At 37.5% G+C, this 15,563-nt stretch carries 9 protein-coding genes; all 9 read right to left on the bottom strand.

Translation table 11 applies throughout. The features are described from left to right. Positions 1–9: 9 nt before the first annotated feature. The 9 genes from nikA to AAHB15_RS01440 all read right to left on the bottom strand — a co-directional run bounded on the left by nikA (position 10) and on the right by AAHB15_RS01440 (position 15,374). Entirely contained in the window at positions 10–1,635 is a 1,626-nt protein-coding gene (gene nikA / locus AAHB15_RS01480; RefSeq protein WP_098995959.1) for a nickel ABC transporter substrate-binding protein, read from the bottom strand. 237 nt (positions 1,636–1,872) lie between these two features. Next, complete coding sequence (locus AAHB15_RS01475) at positions 1,873–2,778, bottom strand: alpha/beta hydrolase (protein WP_335572555.1); 906 nt, start codon at positions 2,776–2,778, stop codon at positions 1,873–1,875. Between the two features lie 108 nt (positions 2,779–2,886). Beyond that, complete coding sequence (locus tag AAHB15_RS01470) at positions 2,887–4,179, bottom strand: MFS transporter (protein ID WP_335572556.1); 1,293 nt, start codon at positions 4,177–4,179, stop codon at positions 2,887–2,889. 273 nt (positions 4,180–4,452) lie between these two features. Further along, positions 4,453–6,957: a GH39 family glycosyl hydrolase gene (locus AAHB15_RS01465; RefSeq protein ID WP_342041622.1), complete on the bottom strand. Its 2,505-nt coding sequence runs from the start codon at positions 6,955–6,957 to the stop codon at positions 4,453–4,455. A 91-nt stretch (positions 6,958–7,048) separates the two neighbouring features. Further along, a complete protein-coding gene (locus AAHB15_RS01460) occupies positions 7,049–7,810 on the bottom strand; it encodes a DeoR/GlpR family DNA-binding transcription regulator (RefSeq protein ID WP_144562754.1) in 762 nt (253 codons plus the stop codon). A gap of 589 nt (positions 7,811–8,399) precedes the next feature. Then, positions 8,400–11,309, bottom strand: coding sequence for a family 78 glycoside hydrolase catalytic domain (locus AAHB15_RS01455; RefSeq protein ID WP_342041621.1), 2,910 nt, complete (start codon positions 11,307–11,309; stop codon positions 8,400–8,402). A 114-nt stretch (positions 11,310–11,423) separates the two neighbouring features. Then, entirely contained in the window at positions 11,424–12,716 is a 1,293-nt protein-coding gene (locus AAHB15_RS01450; protein ID WP_342041620.1) for an MFS transporter, read from the bottom strand. A 212-nt stretch (positions 12,717–12,928) separates the two neighbouring features. Continuing rightward, positions 12,929–14,197: a glycoside hydrolase family 1 protein gene (locus AAHB15_RS01445; RefSeq protein ID WP_342041619.1), complete on the bottom strand. Its 1,269-nt coding sequence runs from the start codon at positions 14,195–14,197 to the stop codon at positions 12,929–12,931. Positions 14,198–14,357: 160 nt separating this feature from the next. After that, a complete protein-coding gene (locus AAHB15_RS01440) occupies positions 14,358–15,374 on the bottom strand; it encodes an AraC family transcriptional regulator (protein ID WP_342041618.1) in 1,017 nt (338 codons plus the stop codon). Between the last annotated feature and the right edge of the window lie 189 nt (positions 15,375–15,563).

Raw genomic sequence — 15,563 nt, 5'->3', positions numbered from 1 at the left:
CCTACCTTCTTACTGCTTGATACTAATTCCTGTGAATGGATTTTCGTCACGATTCGCAGAGAAATGGAAGTTCGTGACATCTTTTTGATAAATCGCTGTTTTCTTAATATATGAAATAGGAACAATTGCTCCCTGGTCTTGCAGTGATGTTAAAACAGATGTGTAAAGCTGTTGACGTTCTGCTTCGTCAGTTGTCTGGGGAATACGTGCGATTTTCTTTAGTAATTCCGCTTTGTTCGGATAGGCTGAAATGGCTTCATTAAAACCAAATCCTTCTTTAGCCACAATGTTTATAAATGTATGCGGATCATATGGAGCACCATAGTTACTAAAGAAATTAATATCAAAGTCATTATCTTTAAATCTTTGAACCTGATCCGCCAGCTCTACCCCCGTAATATTTAATTTAACACCAATGGCTGCCCATTCTGATTGTAGTGTTTCTGCCATTGCTTTTTGAATGGATTCTGCTGAATCGTACATCATCTCAATTTCTAGCGGTTGTCCATCTTTTTCACGAACTGTTTTCCCTTTAGGAAGTTTCCAGCCTGCCTCATCCAATAACGCTTTTGCTTTTTTTACATCATAATCAGTTGATTTAACATCAATATTGGAAGTGTAAGGCAAGTTTGTTGGTAAAATAAAATCGGCTGCTTCTTCTAGTCCCGAAGTAATTCCTTCTACCATTGCTTCCTTATTAAAGCCATAATGTAGTGCTTGACGGACACGCTCATCGGAAAGCTGTTTTCTATTAGTATTCATAACAAGCTGTCTTGTCGCTACTGGCTCAGAAATACTAGCTTCGTAGTTACCAGTTGATTCCAATTGTTTGAAGGCGTCTAAACTAATAACCCCTTCTCCGTAAATTAAATCTATTTCACCTTTTTCAAAGGCTAGTACTCTCGTTTCTGCATCAGGAATCACTTTCACTTGAATTTTTTCTACTTTCGGAAGCTCACCCCAATAGTTTTCGTTGCGTTTGAAAATCGCATATTCATCCGCTTTATACTCTTCTAAAATCCATGGGCCTGTTCCAACTGGCTTCTTAATCCCTTTTGAAGTATCACCATCTTCAGGGAATCCAGCTTCACCTAAGAAACGAACTGGTCGAACAACAGCGAGCTCCTGAATCGTTGGATAATAGGCTTCAGTTAATGTCATTTTAAACGTATAATCGTCGACAACTTCCGTACTTTGAATTTTTGAAAGAAAACCCAACCAGCTATGTAGATCCATATGATTCAAAATGGTATCAAAATTCTTTTTCACAATTTCAGCATTAAAACTTGTTCCATCAGAAAATTTCACATCTTTACGCAGATGAAATGTATATACTTTTCCGTCTTGAGAGATGTCCCATGATTCTGCTAGATGAGGTTTTAACTCGCCTCCTTCTCCGTAGCTTACTAATGGTTCATATACCATGGACTGAGCAAATAATTGTGATGGATTATAAACATGCGGATTCATTTCGCCCACATCTCTCGCCCAAGCGATTGTAAGCATGTTATCCTTTTTATTCTCCGAAGTTGCATCCTTATCACTAGCGTTGGTACAACCAAGTAATACTGTTGATAATAGTAAAATAAAAACAGAAGTTAATAAAAAATTCCGACTATTTATGATTTTAAACATATAACTTCCTCCTAATTGATGTTGATAATCATTTTCAATTGTAAGAGCATCACAGAGTCTTGTCAATGTAAAATTAGGAGCTTTATATTTTTTACCCACTTCATTAACAGTGCTAATAAATAAAAAAGAGCCTGTATCCATAATTACTTGGTAATTAAAGATTCAGGCTTTTATTTTCATTATCCATTAATGTTTATATATATTTAACGTAATGGATGGTTTTTTATATTTTATAATCTATCTAAAATGCTTTTTCAACCAACTATGAGCTAAATCAAACCAAACCTTGCATTCTGGGTTTATATGACTTGCATCCCCTGCAGTGGTCTTATCACAAAGTGACAATCCATGTACACCGCTTTCAAAAACATGCAGCTCATACGGAACTTTATGTTTTGCCAACATAGTTGCAAATCGTAAAGAATTCTCTGCATAAACCAGATCATCGTCAGCAGTGTGCCAGATAAATGTTGGCGGTGTTTGCGATGATACATAGTTTACTGGACTAACTTTTGAAAGTTGTTCATCACTAGGATTAGAAGTACCAAATACAGCTTTACCTGAAACCTCCCAGAATCCTTTAATAAACTCATTAGCCTCTGTTTCAACCTTCTCCTTCATTAACTGATAATCTACTAGAGGATATCCAAGAATAACTGCATTAGGCTTGAACACTTCATTATCAACATTAAACTTTTCATTTAATAAGCTGTTATTCCAATGGACACCAAGGCTGGCTGACAAATGAGCGCCGGCTGAAAAACCACAAACAGTAATTTTATTTGTATCCACTAACCACTTTGATGCATTTTCGCGGATGATGAGCATAGCCTTTGCTAGATCAAACAATGGCTGCGGATAAGCTGATTTCTCATTAGGAGCAGGGAGATTATTGAAATCTTGAATCTTCTCCTTAAAATAGGTCGTATAGCGAAGAACAAACGTATGATATCCGAGAGAAGCGAACCGCATAGCCACCGGTTCAGCCTCACGATCCGAGGTCCCTAGATATCCACCGCCTGGGCAAATCACGACCGCAGGGCGCAGCTGGTCCTTTTGAAATTCCATCGAGTTATTAAGAATATAAGTATGTAAGGTGACTGTTTCACTATCATCCCAAACTTGGATTTTTTCAATTAGCATTTAATCTTCTCTCCCTTGATAAATTTCCTATATTTTCTATTATACTTTAACTTATACAACAATAGAGGTGAATCTAAGTATAGTTCACCCCTATTGTTCAATATTTGATTAAACTACTTTTTCATTAAGATCATTATTGACTTTCAACTTAGATTCCATTTCTGGAATTGGAAGAACAAACACAGCAGAAAGAATGGAGAAAGCGGCTAGAACTAAGAAGAAGAATGTATATCCATCTCCGCCAAACAGGCTTACTCCTAAAGCAATTAAAGCAGGTGCTGCGAAATTTACTAGTGTTGATGCTAGATTTGTTGTTGTATTCATAATCGAGATGTCTTTTGCTGCATTCTCTTTGTTTGGAAGAATTCGGTTTACAAGGGCATTGTCTACAGCACCGTATAATCCAAACCCAAAGTTAAAGATAAAGTTCCCTACGATAACCCAAGTGATATTGGATGAGAAAGCAAATGTGATTAGACAAACTCCTGTTAAAAGGGCTGCACCGAAAACAAATGGCTTTTGTTTTTTTACCTTATCTGATAAGAAACCACCAAGTATACCAGCAGCAACCATTATCCCGATGGCTGGAGCAGTAAGTCCCATTAATTGAAAAATCTTTGTTTCACTCAAATGGAATCTTGCGATATAGAAAAGTGTTAACATATTCATTCCGGCATTTGTAAAATAAATAAATAGCTTTGTTAATAATGCCCATGTATAGGAAGGGTGCTTTATAAAACTTGGATAGAAACCACGAATTCCAAACGACTTCTTTTCAGCTTTTGTTGCTGTTCCGGCAAAATAATTATCTTTAATAAGAAGAGCAGCTAGGAACCCACCAATTAATTGAACAATAATCATAGTAATCATTTTTTCACTTTGGGTAGACTTAGCAAAGACTCCCATTAACATTTGTCCGGTCATTACGAAAGCAGGTGCTGCAGCACCGATAATGCCCGAAATTCGACCAAACTTTTCTTGTTCTACTTGTTCTGGAACAATCGCATAACATGAGAGTGATACCATACCATAAAAGAATTGGGCCAAACACCAGGAAATGACTAGCATCGGGATTGATGTAGAATACGCGAGAGCTAGCATACAAATGGCGCCGCCGATACTTCCTCCAATAATCCAGAATCGCCTTCTGCCCATCTTTACACGAGTTTTATCTGCAATGATTCCACTAAACAGCCCAAAGATTACCACCGCAATACCAGTTATCCCCGATGCTGTTCCATAAACAGCTGTTGAATGATCCGGCCCAACAATTTTTATAATAATAAATTGAATTAGTCCAAACGCTAATAATACTAATGGCGCTATTGCAGTTCCAACTCCAAGGATTGATGCGACAACCAATCTTCCAAAAGGTGTCTTATTCTTCAAAGTAGTCTCCATTTTTATTACCTCCCTAAAATTAAAACGCTTTTTTACTTTAAAAAAATGATTTCGATTATTCCCTACTAATCTTCGTAACTGGAAACGCTTCCTTATGTACTTCATTATAGAGATATGAAAACCTTTTCACTATCCGATATTTGTTCAAAGCAGGTACGTAAATTGTCATTTCTCTTTATTATGGTTCCTTTGTACTATTTTTCTGCAACAAAAAAAGGCAGGTCGGTTCCTGCCTTCACTTACATTCCGTCGAGAACTAAAGGTATAATTCTGCTACAACGTTTTTTGAGGAATAATTTCATATAATTGGACTTCGTGGGGGTCAAGATTAGCGGTTAGGATATAATCTTCTTCAATTCGGACATCACTTAATTGAAGTCTAGGTACACTAGAATTTTTCAAAAAGCTAATCTCTTCCGTACTCAAAGTTTGCGGAGTCCCCATCTCGACCCACTTATCAAAAGAACTTCCATTTTTCCTATTTAATTGGTAATGTTTCACCTTATATGTTCCTTTTTTCAGATCACTTAAGATAAATTTCATTTCCATTGGATCATGGTTAAGAAACACATTGTATCTATTTTCTAAATCAATATTGGCATGCTGGTTCATACAATACAGCCGGTCATAATGGCAATAGTGATATAAAAGAAGTTGATAAGCCTTAGAACTTTTCGTAAGAAAATATCCCTCCCCATGAGAAACGAGTTGATTACCCAATTTCCCCATAAGTTCATAGGCAAAAAAAGCAGGTTTGGGAATGTTACGATTGGTGATTAACCCAAGTCCGCCATGAAAATCGATCGTCGCCGCTCTTCTTTCCTCAATTAAGTCGGTTATCGTCCAATAGCCAAAACTTTGGATGGAATCCATATTTTCCAAAAGATTTTTTACGATATAAGCTGCTTTAAAAGTAGTATCATTCGTTAAATCACGATGGTAAGCCGTTGAGTTCCATTCAGATAGGTGAATTTCAAGGGTTTCCAGATTATTTTCTAACAATATCTGCTTGAGATCAGCTATACGGTTTTTCAGAAAGCGTTCATCCCTTGAAATATACCCAAAATCCATAGCATTTTCATTCGTTAGATTCTTTTTCTTATTTACATCCATTTCATCATGTGAGTAATTGTGGAACGAGATAAAATCAGGGATACAGCTCTCTCTCTTGCAAAAATCTAAAAATTGCTGCAGCCAGTCACTGTTTTTTATCGAAACAATACTTGGTCCGCCTACCTTATAAAGAGGATTAATTCCCTTAATCGTTTCGTAAGTATTTTTATATAACATGCAATAATCTTCGAAGATTCCTCGCCAAAAAACATAAAAATCCGGTTCATTCCATACTTCAAAATACCACTGCAGTACTTCATCTTCCCCATAAAGGTTCTCATAATGGCCAATAAACGCCTTTAAGAGGTCATTCCATTTTTCTATATCCTTTGGTTTACTTACGTTGCTTTCTTTAAAAAACACGGTTTCATTACGATCGGCTAAGTCCCTTGGCATAAAGCCTAACTCGACAAATGGCTTAACCTGGATATTTCGTAAAAAATCTAATAGCTTATCTGTATATAGAAAATTGAATTCAGGTACTCCCCGTTCATCTTCTCCGTAAACCATCATCTCATCATCAAAAATCCCATGAAACCGGAGATATTTGAAATCTGTCGCATCCTTCACCATCTTAAGCTGATTTTGCACATCAGTGTATAGACACTCTTTTGCTTTTCCAACAGTCATAAGATTCTTCCAAGTATGAGCAAGCTTCTGTGCCTTTTCACCGACATTCACTTTGAAGGTCTTTTTTAAAACGGCCTTATTTTCGACCACTAAGGCTTGTTCAATACTTGGAAGGAAAGCAAACAGTTGATGAAATGCCTGTGATTTATCAATTTCCACATAGTTCGCAAGCGTTACCTTATTACTCTCCGTTTTCTTTGGTTCCATCTCTATCGCACGACGGTATTCACTCGGTGTCTGATGGTAAAATTCCTTAAAAGCCCGGTTAAAGGCCTTTACGCTTGCAAATCCATTATCAAGCGCAATCTGCGTCAGTGGAATATCGGTAAAGACAATATCTTTTACAGCATGATCAAGCCGAATACTATCGACGTATTTCGAAAAAGGCATCCCCAAATGTTTTTGGATAAACTTTGATAAGTAATGCACAGACAAAAACTCAATCTTCGATAATTCATTCAACGTAATCTGCTGCTTGAAATTGTCCTTCACATAGGATGTAATTCTCAGTAACCGTTCAATGTGTTTCTGACTGGAAAGTTTATTCTCCTTCTCTGTCTCTTCTTTAAAATTTTTGATTAATAGATAGATTAGCTGAAAATAAAGGGACTTTATTTGTAATTCGTATCCTTCGCCCTCTTTGTTGATGACCCACATCATTTGCGCTAACAAGGAGCGGAGTTCATTAAACTCTGCTTGGTGTTGTTCATCATATAAAAACGATTTACAAGAGAAGACAAAGGCGTCGACATCTTTTACATTCTCTTTTAAGTCAGGAATCGGCAGTTGTATCGTTAATAATAAGTTCTCTTCTTGGTGTCCAATGGCATGAATGTCGTTTGCATTGATCAGGAATACGTCTTTTTCATTTAACTCAAAACGCTTATCATTCACTGACACACTCACTTTTCCTTTTAGAACAAAAATGATCTCGATGCTGTCATGCCAATGATTTGTTACATAATCCACACTATTTAAAAAAATATGCAAGGGCAGTTCTTTATTCATTTCGATGATTTCATAGGTAAAATTCATAACGGTCACCCATCTTGATTAGATCAATTTATTTTTTCTAGTATACATCTATCTATCGTAAAGTGTAAAAAAACAGACCAGTTATGGCCTGTTAGTCTACAATTAATAACTTTATCTTTTTTTCTTCCAGTTCGTTTTTAGTTTCTTTATCTATTTTTGAATCTGTAATAATGCAGTCGATATTTGTAACTGGAACGATCTGTGAAAAAGCACGTGTTCCAAATTTACTAGAATCCACCATTAAAATGGTTTCATCGGCGATTTCCCTCATCTGCTTTTTTAATAACGCTTGTGACTCATTAAAATCACTTAGCCCTCTTTCCAGATGAACTCCTTTACAGGAAAGGAACGCTTTATTCACGTGGTACATACTAAGGGATCGTTCCGCAAGCGGTCCAACATATGATAAAGATTGTGAGAGTAACGTTCCTCCAGTCGAAATGACTTTGATTTGTTCTTTTTTACTAAGCTCAATCGCTACTTTTATTGAGTTTGTCAATACAGTTAAAGGCATATCAGGCAGTTCCTTTGCTACATACCATGCTGTGGTACTAGCATCCAACACAATTTGATCACCTTGCTCAATTAACCGAACGGCTGCCGCCGCGATCGCTTTCTTTTGTTCCGCATTTGTGATTTCTCTTTCTAAATAAGAAATTTCCCCTTGATCCTTCTCAATACTAACCGCACCGCCATGGGAGCGCATTAATAGATTCTCTTTTTCAAGCTTCTCCAGATCACGGCGAATGGTTTCTTCTGTTACAGAGAAGATCTTGCTAAGTTCCGTAACCCGTATACTTAATCGCTCATTAACTAATTCGACGATCTTTTTTTGTCTTTCAGCTACAAGCACTTTTACTGCCCCTTTCTAACCCTACATTTTTATTTATGTTGTTTTATATTTGTTTTTTACTTATTCTCACTATAACTATATCATATTTTTTTGAAAAACAAATATATATAATGCAAAAAGAAAGAACCAACAAATATATTTTTGTTTTTTAAGCGAAAAAGGACAGGTGCTCCACACACGCCTATCCGCAATCAAACCACCCTATTTAAAACCGGCTCCTTAAATTGAGCTAAATTCTCTAAAGAAGACTTTAATTTACTGCTTTAACGCTTTATTAACAAATATCAGGACGATATTAACAAAAATCCAAGGTATATTAACAAAAATCATGATATATTAACAAAATTTGATGGCATATTAACAAATTCCAGGAGATATTAACAAATCCCCCAACAACCGCAAAAAAAAAAGCCAATCACTTTAAAATGATTGACTCAAACTAGTTCCATTCGAATTAGTGTTTAAACTTTCTAATCATATAATTCATATTTCAGCTTTTCTACTTCTCATGAAATATAGGATCCAGCGCCGCCTATATGCAGCTCAAAAATCAAAAAAATATTTAACTATTCTACGCAACTAAGTTCGATTAATTTACCAAAACTGCTCCCCACTCTAACTTACTTACCTCCTCCATAATGGCTTTAACCTTATCAACGGTTAGATTCGCCTCTTGTAATTCCGCCAATTCTTTCAAGCTTCTAGATTTTGTTGAAAAAATAGCCGGTGGTTTTGTGATACTAGGGGCAAATTTCTCTAAAACAGCAACAGCCTCACTGTAATCTAGGAAATCAATAATTGGTGTATCTTCAGTAAACCTTGGTTTTAATCCACTCTCGTTTCGATACCTAAAGTGATAAGATCCAGAACCAATAGTAAGTCGTACCCCCTCTGCCGTTTCCATATATGAATGAATATCCCCTGAAACCAATGGTTTATTTCCTTCCAGGACATCAGCAAGATGCGCTTTAGGTAAAAGAAGCTCTGCGGTTGTATTTGCAGGAATTTCAACCTCTATTTCTACCGTTTCATTCGTAAGGTTCCAGGATGATAAAATCCTTCCATACATGGATTCATAGGAAGCTTTTGCTTGAGTAAACGAAATACCTGCAAATTTTGGTTCGATTTTTATTTTCTTATAGGCTGGTAGTACAGTATCCATATCAATCCCTGCTACGACTTTATACATCCAATTTCCAATCGAACCGTAGGCATAGTGATTGAAGGAATTCATTTGGTCACTCCAGAACGAACCATCTTGCTTAATACTATCCCAATGTTCCCAAACGGTTGTGGCTCCTTTTTTAACTTGGTAAAGCCAGGATGGGAAATCATCCATCATTAATAATTTAACAGCGGTTTCATGATAACCGCCTTTTGAAAGAGCTAAACAGATATACGGTGTTCCGACAAATCCTGTATTCAAATGATAATCATTTTGAATAAGTAGTTGATTCAGCTCATAGGCCGTCCGTTCTTTGGCTTTTCCGTCCACCATATCAAACATGAGGGCAATGACATGTGCGGTTTGGGTTGGAGACACCAATCTGCCTGATGGCGAAACAAATTCATGATTAAATTTTTCGATAATTTTATCCAATAAGAAACTATATTCCTGAACTTCCTCTGATCTCCCAAGGACCTCTGCCGCATCTCTTAAAATTCTAGTTGAATGAGAATAAAAGACGGTGGCAATAAAATCTCTTGCCGTGGCGCCAACAAAGCTATTTTCTTTCGCATCCAGAGCTAACCAATCACCGAAATGGAAGCCAGTGTTCCATAGATATTCGTTCTTGCCCTGCCTGCGGATATATTCTACCCATGCCTTCATACTGTCAAATTGCTCAGCAAGTACTCGTTTATCTCCATATGTCTGATAAACCGTCCATGGAATAATCGTCGCTGCATCGCCCCAAGCGGCAGAACCCATTCCACCTTCTACATTCGGAATGACAAACGGTACATTGCCATCTGGAAGCTGATCCGCTTTTAAATCTCTGAGCCACTTTGTAAAAAATGGGCCACCATGATAATTGAATAGAGCTGTTGGAATGAAGACTTGTGCATCCGCCGTCCATCCCAGCCGTTCACTGCGCTGCGGACAATCTGTTGGTACATCTAGGAAATTCCCTCTTTGCCCCCAAACAATATTTTGCTGCAGCCGATTCACTAATGGATCCGAACAGTCAAATTCACCTGTTCGCTCCATGTCAGAATGGATGACTTCACCCATAAAGTTTTCAAGCGGTAGACCGTTTTCCTGGCCAGGATAGCCCTCGACTTTCACATAACGGAAACCCTGGAATGTGAAATGCGGAGCATAGGTTTCTGTATTTCCACCGTTTGTTATATACTCTATTTGTTGTTTCGCAAATTTTAGATTGCCAAAATAAATATTCCCGTCTTTATCTAGAACCTCGGCATGCTTTAAGACAATACGAGTTCCTGCAGGAGCATTCACTTTAAAGCGAATTCTACCGACCATGTTTTGACCCATGTCTAGAACAGTATCCCCAGCAGGTGTTACAAAAGAGTCTATTGGATTTAGTACTTCTGTTACACGAGTTGGGTAGTTTTCTTGTGCCACCAACTGGGTAATTGGCATTTCTTGAATGATTGTACCCGTCCAATCCTGATCACTATAATTGGACTGGCTCCAGTCTTCTTTTTCAAGCCTTGCATCATATGTTTCCCCATGGTAAATTTCTGAAAATAAAATTGGTCCTGTTGAAGCCCTCCAAGTGTTGTCTGTTACTATGACCTCTTCAGTACCGTCATTATAGGTCACATAAATTTGGAAGAAAGCGGCCCTTCGATCGCCATAAATATTGCGGTTATTTTCCCTGACCAGATTTCCTTTATACCAGCCGTCTGCAAGCATTATTCCGATAGCATTTGGCCCATCTTGAAGGTGCCCGGTTACATCATAGGTCTGATACTGCAGCCGGTTATGATAGCTCGTCCATCCAGGTGCAAGTAGTTCGTTACCAACACGATCTCCATTTAAATATAATTCATACAACCCAACACCAGTGCCATAAATACGAGCTGATGAAATGCCGGCTTTTATAGTAAATTCTTTTCTTAATAGAAAAGCGGGCTCGCTCAAGGGATCGATTCCGTCAGGATCAGGTGTGATCCATTCTGCTTTCCACTCATCAGAATTTAACAGCCCAGTTTCCCACCAAGCTGTTTCACTCCACTCTGTTTCACGATCAAAATTATCCCAGACCTTAACTCGGTAAAAATACCGTGTTCGAGGATTTAATTCTGGACCACTATATTCAATGTGAATAGATTCATCTGATTGAGTTATCCGTGTATCCCATAGGACTTCATTAAAATCTTCTTGATTTGCAACTTGAATCTGATACGCCTTTTGCATTGTTCCCCGTCGATCTGATTCGATTTTCCAGCTAAACCGAGGCCTTTTTATGTCAATCCCTAGCGGATTTATTCGATATTCGCAAGTTAATGCTTTTACTTTTAGAAGTGTCATTTTACGATTCCTCTCAATCAAAACTTGTCGCTTTAATAAGCTAACAAATGAATTAATAACAATAGGGATGAATATACAACGTACATCCACCCCCTTTTTATTTTTATCTAATAATTATACAACTAGTTCATTAGTAGAATTCTGGCCGCTTTCCTTTTTTGATTTCATTTCAGGAATTGGAAGGACAACAACAGCCGAAAGAATAGAAAATACAGCTAGTACCAGGAAGAACAGTGTATAACCATCTCCGCCAAATATCTTGACTCCTAATCCGATTAAGGCTGGAGCAGCGAAATTAACTAATGTGGATGACAAACTTGTTGTTGTATTCATAATCGAGATATCTTTTGCTGCATTCTCTTTGGATGGAAGAATTCTGTTTACGAGGGCAGTGTCTACTGCACCGTACATTCCAAAACCAAAGTTGAAGATAAAGTTGCCTACGATTACCCAAGTAATGTTTGACGAGAAGGCAAAAGCGATTAAACAGATTCCAGTAACAAGGGCTGCCCCCATAACAAACGGCTTTTGTTTTTTCACTTTATCTGATAGAAATCCGCCAAGAATTCCCGCTGCAACCATTACCATAATCGCTGGAGCAGTAAGGGCCATTAACTGGAAAATCTTTGTTTCACTTAAGTGAAATCTTGCTATATAGAACAAGGTTAACATACCCATTCCAGCATTAGAAAAATTAATAAATAACTTTGTTAAAAGCGCCCAAGTATAGGAAGGATGCTTTTTAAAGCTTGGATAGAAGCCACGAATTCCAATTGAATTTTTCTCACTTTTTTCTTCACCAGCAAAATAATTATCCTTGATAAGAAGGGCAGCGAGTATTCCACCAATCAATTGAACAATAATAATCGTAATCATCTTTTCTTCAAGTGTAGATTTAGCAAAGGCTCCCATAACCATTTGTCCTGTCATAACAAAGGCTGGTGCAGCAGCACCGATTAAACCGGAAACTCGCCCAAACTTCTCTGGTTCTACTTGTTCAGGAACAATCGCATAGCAGGAAAGTGAAACCATACCATAAAAGAAATTCACTAGACATATAGCAATAATAAACATCGGAATAGATGTTGCATAGGTGAGGGCTAACATGGAAAGAGCTCCCCCGATACTGCCCGCTATCATCCAAAATCTTCTTCTGCCCATCTTTAATCGTGTTTTATCTGCAATGACTCCACTAAATAGTCCAAAAATGACAACAGCAATACCAGAAATCCCAGTGGCAGTTGCAAAGGCAGCGGTCGCATGTTCTTGTCCGACAATTTTAATCACAATAAAGGTAGAAAGTCCAAAGCTTAATAATACTAATGGTGCGATCGATGTACCAATACCAAGCATTGCTGCGATTACCAACCTTACAAAAGGCGTCTTTTTCAACATATTATTCTCCATATTATTAACCCCCTATAATATAAAACGCTTTATTAAATAGTTAAACGCGCTGGGATATAACAATTAATCCTTTTAACCTTTGATGATTGACCCTCCTTCGCCTAATTTTAGCAAGCGTTTTCAATGATTTTAATAGTAAAATCAAAGGAATATATTGTGCGAATCAAAGATTTATGTTTTTGCCCCCAAGTTGGACTTGGGAGCTAAGTAATTTATTTCATTATTAGTTTGTTAATTTGTGCAATACTTCCTAAATAACGCGCACTTTCCTTTACTTTTCGTTTTTGTGTCGAACGATCCACTTCTATAAGACCAAATCTCATTGAATAACCAGATTGCCATTCGAAATTATCAAAAGTGGTCCAGTGAAGATAGCCTCTGACGTCAATCCCATCGTCTAGACATGCCTGCACTCCTTCTAAAGCTTTACCGATAAATTCTACCCGTCGGGAATCATCATCCGTTGCAATACCGTGTTCTGTAATCATTATTGGAATGGCTAGATCTTTTGCGACCTTTCGGATGATATTACCAAGTGCTTCAGGATAAAATTCATACCCCATTTGTGTGAGTTCTGCCCCTTCAGCAGGCCTCACTTGTCCTTCTGGCCCATAAACCTCTCTTGTGTAATTTTGAAGTCCGAAAAAGTCGTCCCCTTCTAACATCGGTAAATATTGTCTAAAATAACTGTGCCATTTCTGCTCTGCCAATTCCTCGCCTCCGGGGATTGAATGAATATCTGATAGAGCCATCGATAATCCTACTTTGGTATCAGGCTGTATTCTCTTAATTGCCTCACGCGCCTTCTGATGAGTTTCCTTTAATATCTTGATAGAAGATTCATCTGAAATCATATGGAACGTGAAGTAATTTTCAATGGTTGTTCCACACAATTTTGCTGCTGACTCTCTCCATTTTGGTGCCACCCAGGCATCTCTCTCAATCCCTACTGGAGGAATAAAGCCGATTTTCGAGAAAATCTCACGCAACATAACTGGCAGGTTAATTTCATTCATTGTCAATGCGTATGGGATTAAATGCCCTAATTCACGAAAAACCACTTCACAATATTTAGCAAAAAGATTGGGAACCTCCGGGCTCGCCCATCCTCCGAGTCTCATTAGCCACTTAGGTGAAGAAAAGTGGTGCATAGCAACTACAGGTGTGATTCCGTGTTTATGACAGGTTTCAAGGACGTCACGATAATGTTCGATCGCAGAACGTGAATATTGTCCTGGCTCCGTTTCGATTCTGGACCATTCGATGGAGAACCGGTACGTGTTCAAGCCAAAGCTTGCCATCAGAGCAATATCCTCTTGATAAAGCCGGTAATGATCAATGGTATCCCCTGATTTATCTTTATATGGTGAGCCTTCTGCATGCTCTTCCGCCCAGAAATCGCTGTTATAATTATTCCCTTCTACTTGATAGGCTGCTGTTGTCGAACCCCAAAGAAAATTGGATGGAAACTGTAATTCCATTTTAAACACTCCTTCTATTCTTATATCCTGCTGATTACCTATATTTTAGCAAGCGGTTTCAAAATATTTAATATTAAAAGCAAAGAGGTTTATTGCTCGAATCAAAGATATCAACTTTTTGTAAAATAATAAAACCGCCGGGTAGAGGCGGTTTTAAGGTTTACGGATTCTGTACTAAATTTCTCGACTTTTTTTCTCGATAATCTTTTGGGGTCTGCATGTAGACTTCGTTAAATTTCTTATAGAAAAAAGAAACGCTCGAATACCCAACTTCTTCTGCAATATCGGGTATTGGCAGGTCCGAGTTACTTAGATATAGAGCAGCCTTGTTCAATCTTTGGATTTGCAGGAGATCCTTGAATGATTTTCCGGTTGCCTTTTTAAGAACAGCAGAAATATAGTTTGGATGATATTTATAATGATCTGCCATTTCCGTTAAGCTGCAATCCTTAAAATGGTCATCAATATATTTTAGAAACTCTAGGACAATGGCATCCTTCTGCTTGATTTCGTCCTTCTTTGTATTGTTCGAATTGTTACTGTGGCGGATTAGTTCTGTAAACAATATGAAAAGATAAGCATCAATCATTTCAGAAGTAAAAATGTCCTTGTCATAATACTCACACATAATTTGCTCCATCATACTAACCACTTTTGAATGTTCTTCAAAAGGAAAGTACAGATAGTTATTTGCTCTTCGGCTATCAATCAGGGAGTCAATCAAAAATTGTGAGATAATACTTTTATTCGTGAATCGACTAAGAAATCCAGTTGATAAGTAGTCATGCTTCAGTTTCATTTCAATAACAATATCAGATTTTGAAATCTCTTTTATTGTATGAGGGGTGTTTTTATCGATCATGATGGTTCCACCCTCAGTCATGTTTATTTCGTGGTCCTGAAGGATAACAGTGCATTTTCCTTTGTAGACATAAATTAATTCAATATATTGATGAATATGCATTGGGACGAACGCAGCAACGGGACCCTGAGATATGAAAATGTTCTCTTCAATCGGATTGATGGTGGGATCAAAAATCATATTAAAATTGTAAACAGGCTGTCCATCTACTACATTTACCTGTTCTGGATGATAGATGTTTTTTATAACATCCCAATCTGGTGCCTCTCTAGTATTATTGGCTTGAAGGAAAGACAGCAATTCAACACTGTTCATATGAACCCTCCCATCAAATTGTCTGAAACCGGAAAATAATATACAATTAATGTAGAATTCTTTCATTATTTTGTAGTATTCCACCCTTAATTTGTAGAATAACTTAAAACTTCGTAGAATTCTTCATTTATTTTGTTGAATTCTTCAATTTTTTGCAGAATCCCTTCTTTTCCCTAAAAAAGAAGACCC

Origin of the sequence: Bacillus sp. OTU2372 (assembly GCF_038440275.1) — a bacterium.
In the GTDB taxonomy this organism is placed as follows: Bacteria; Bacillota; Bacilli; order Bacillales; family Cytobacillaceae; genus Neobacillus; species Neobacillus bataviensis_B.
The sequence above is the reverse complement of the archived record's forward strand: the minus strand, read 5'-3'. Positions and strand labels throughout refer to the sequence as shown.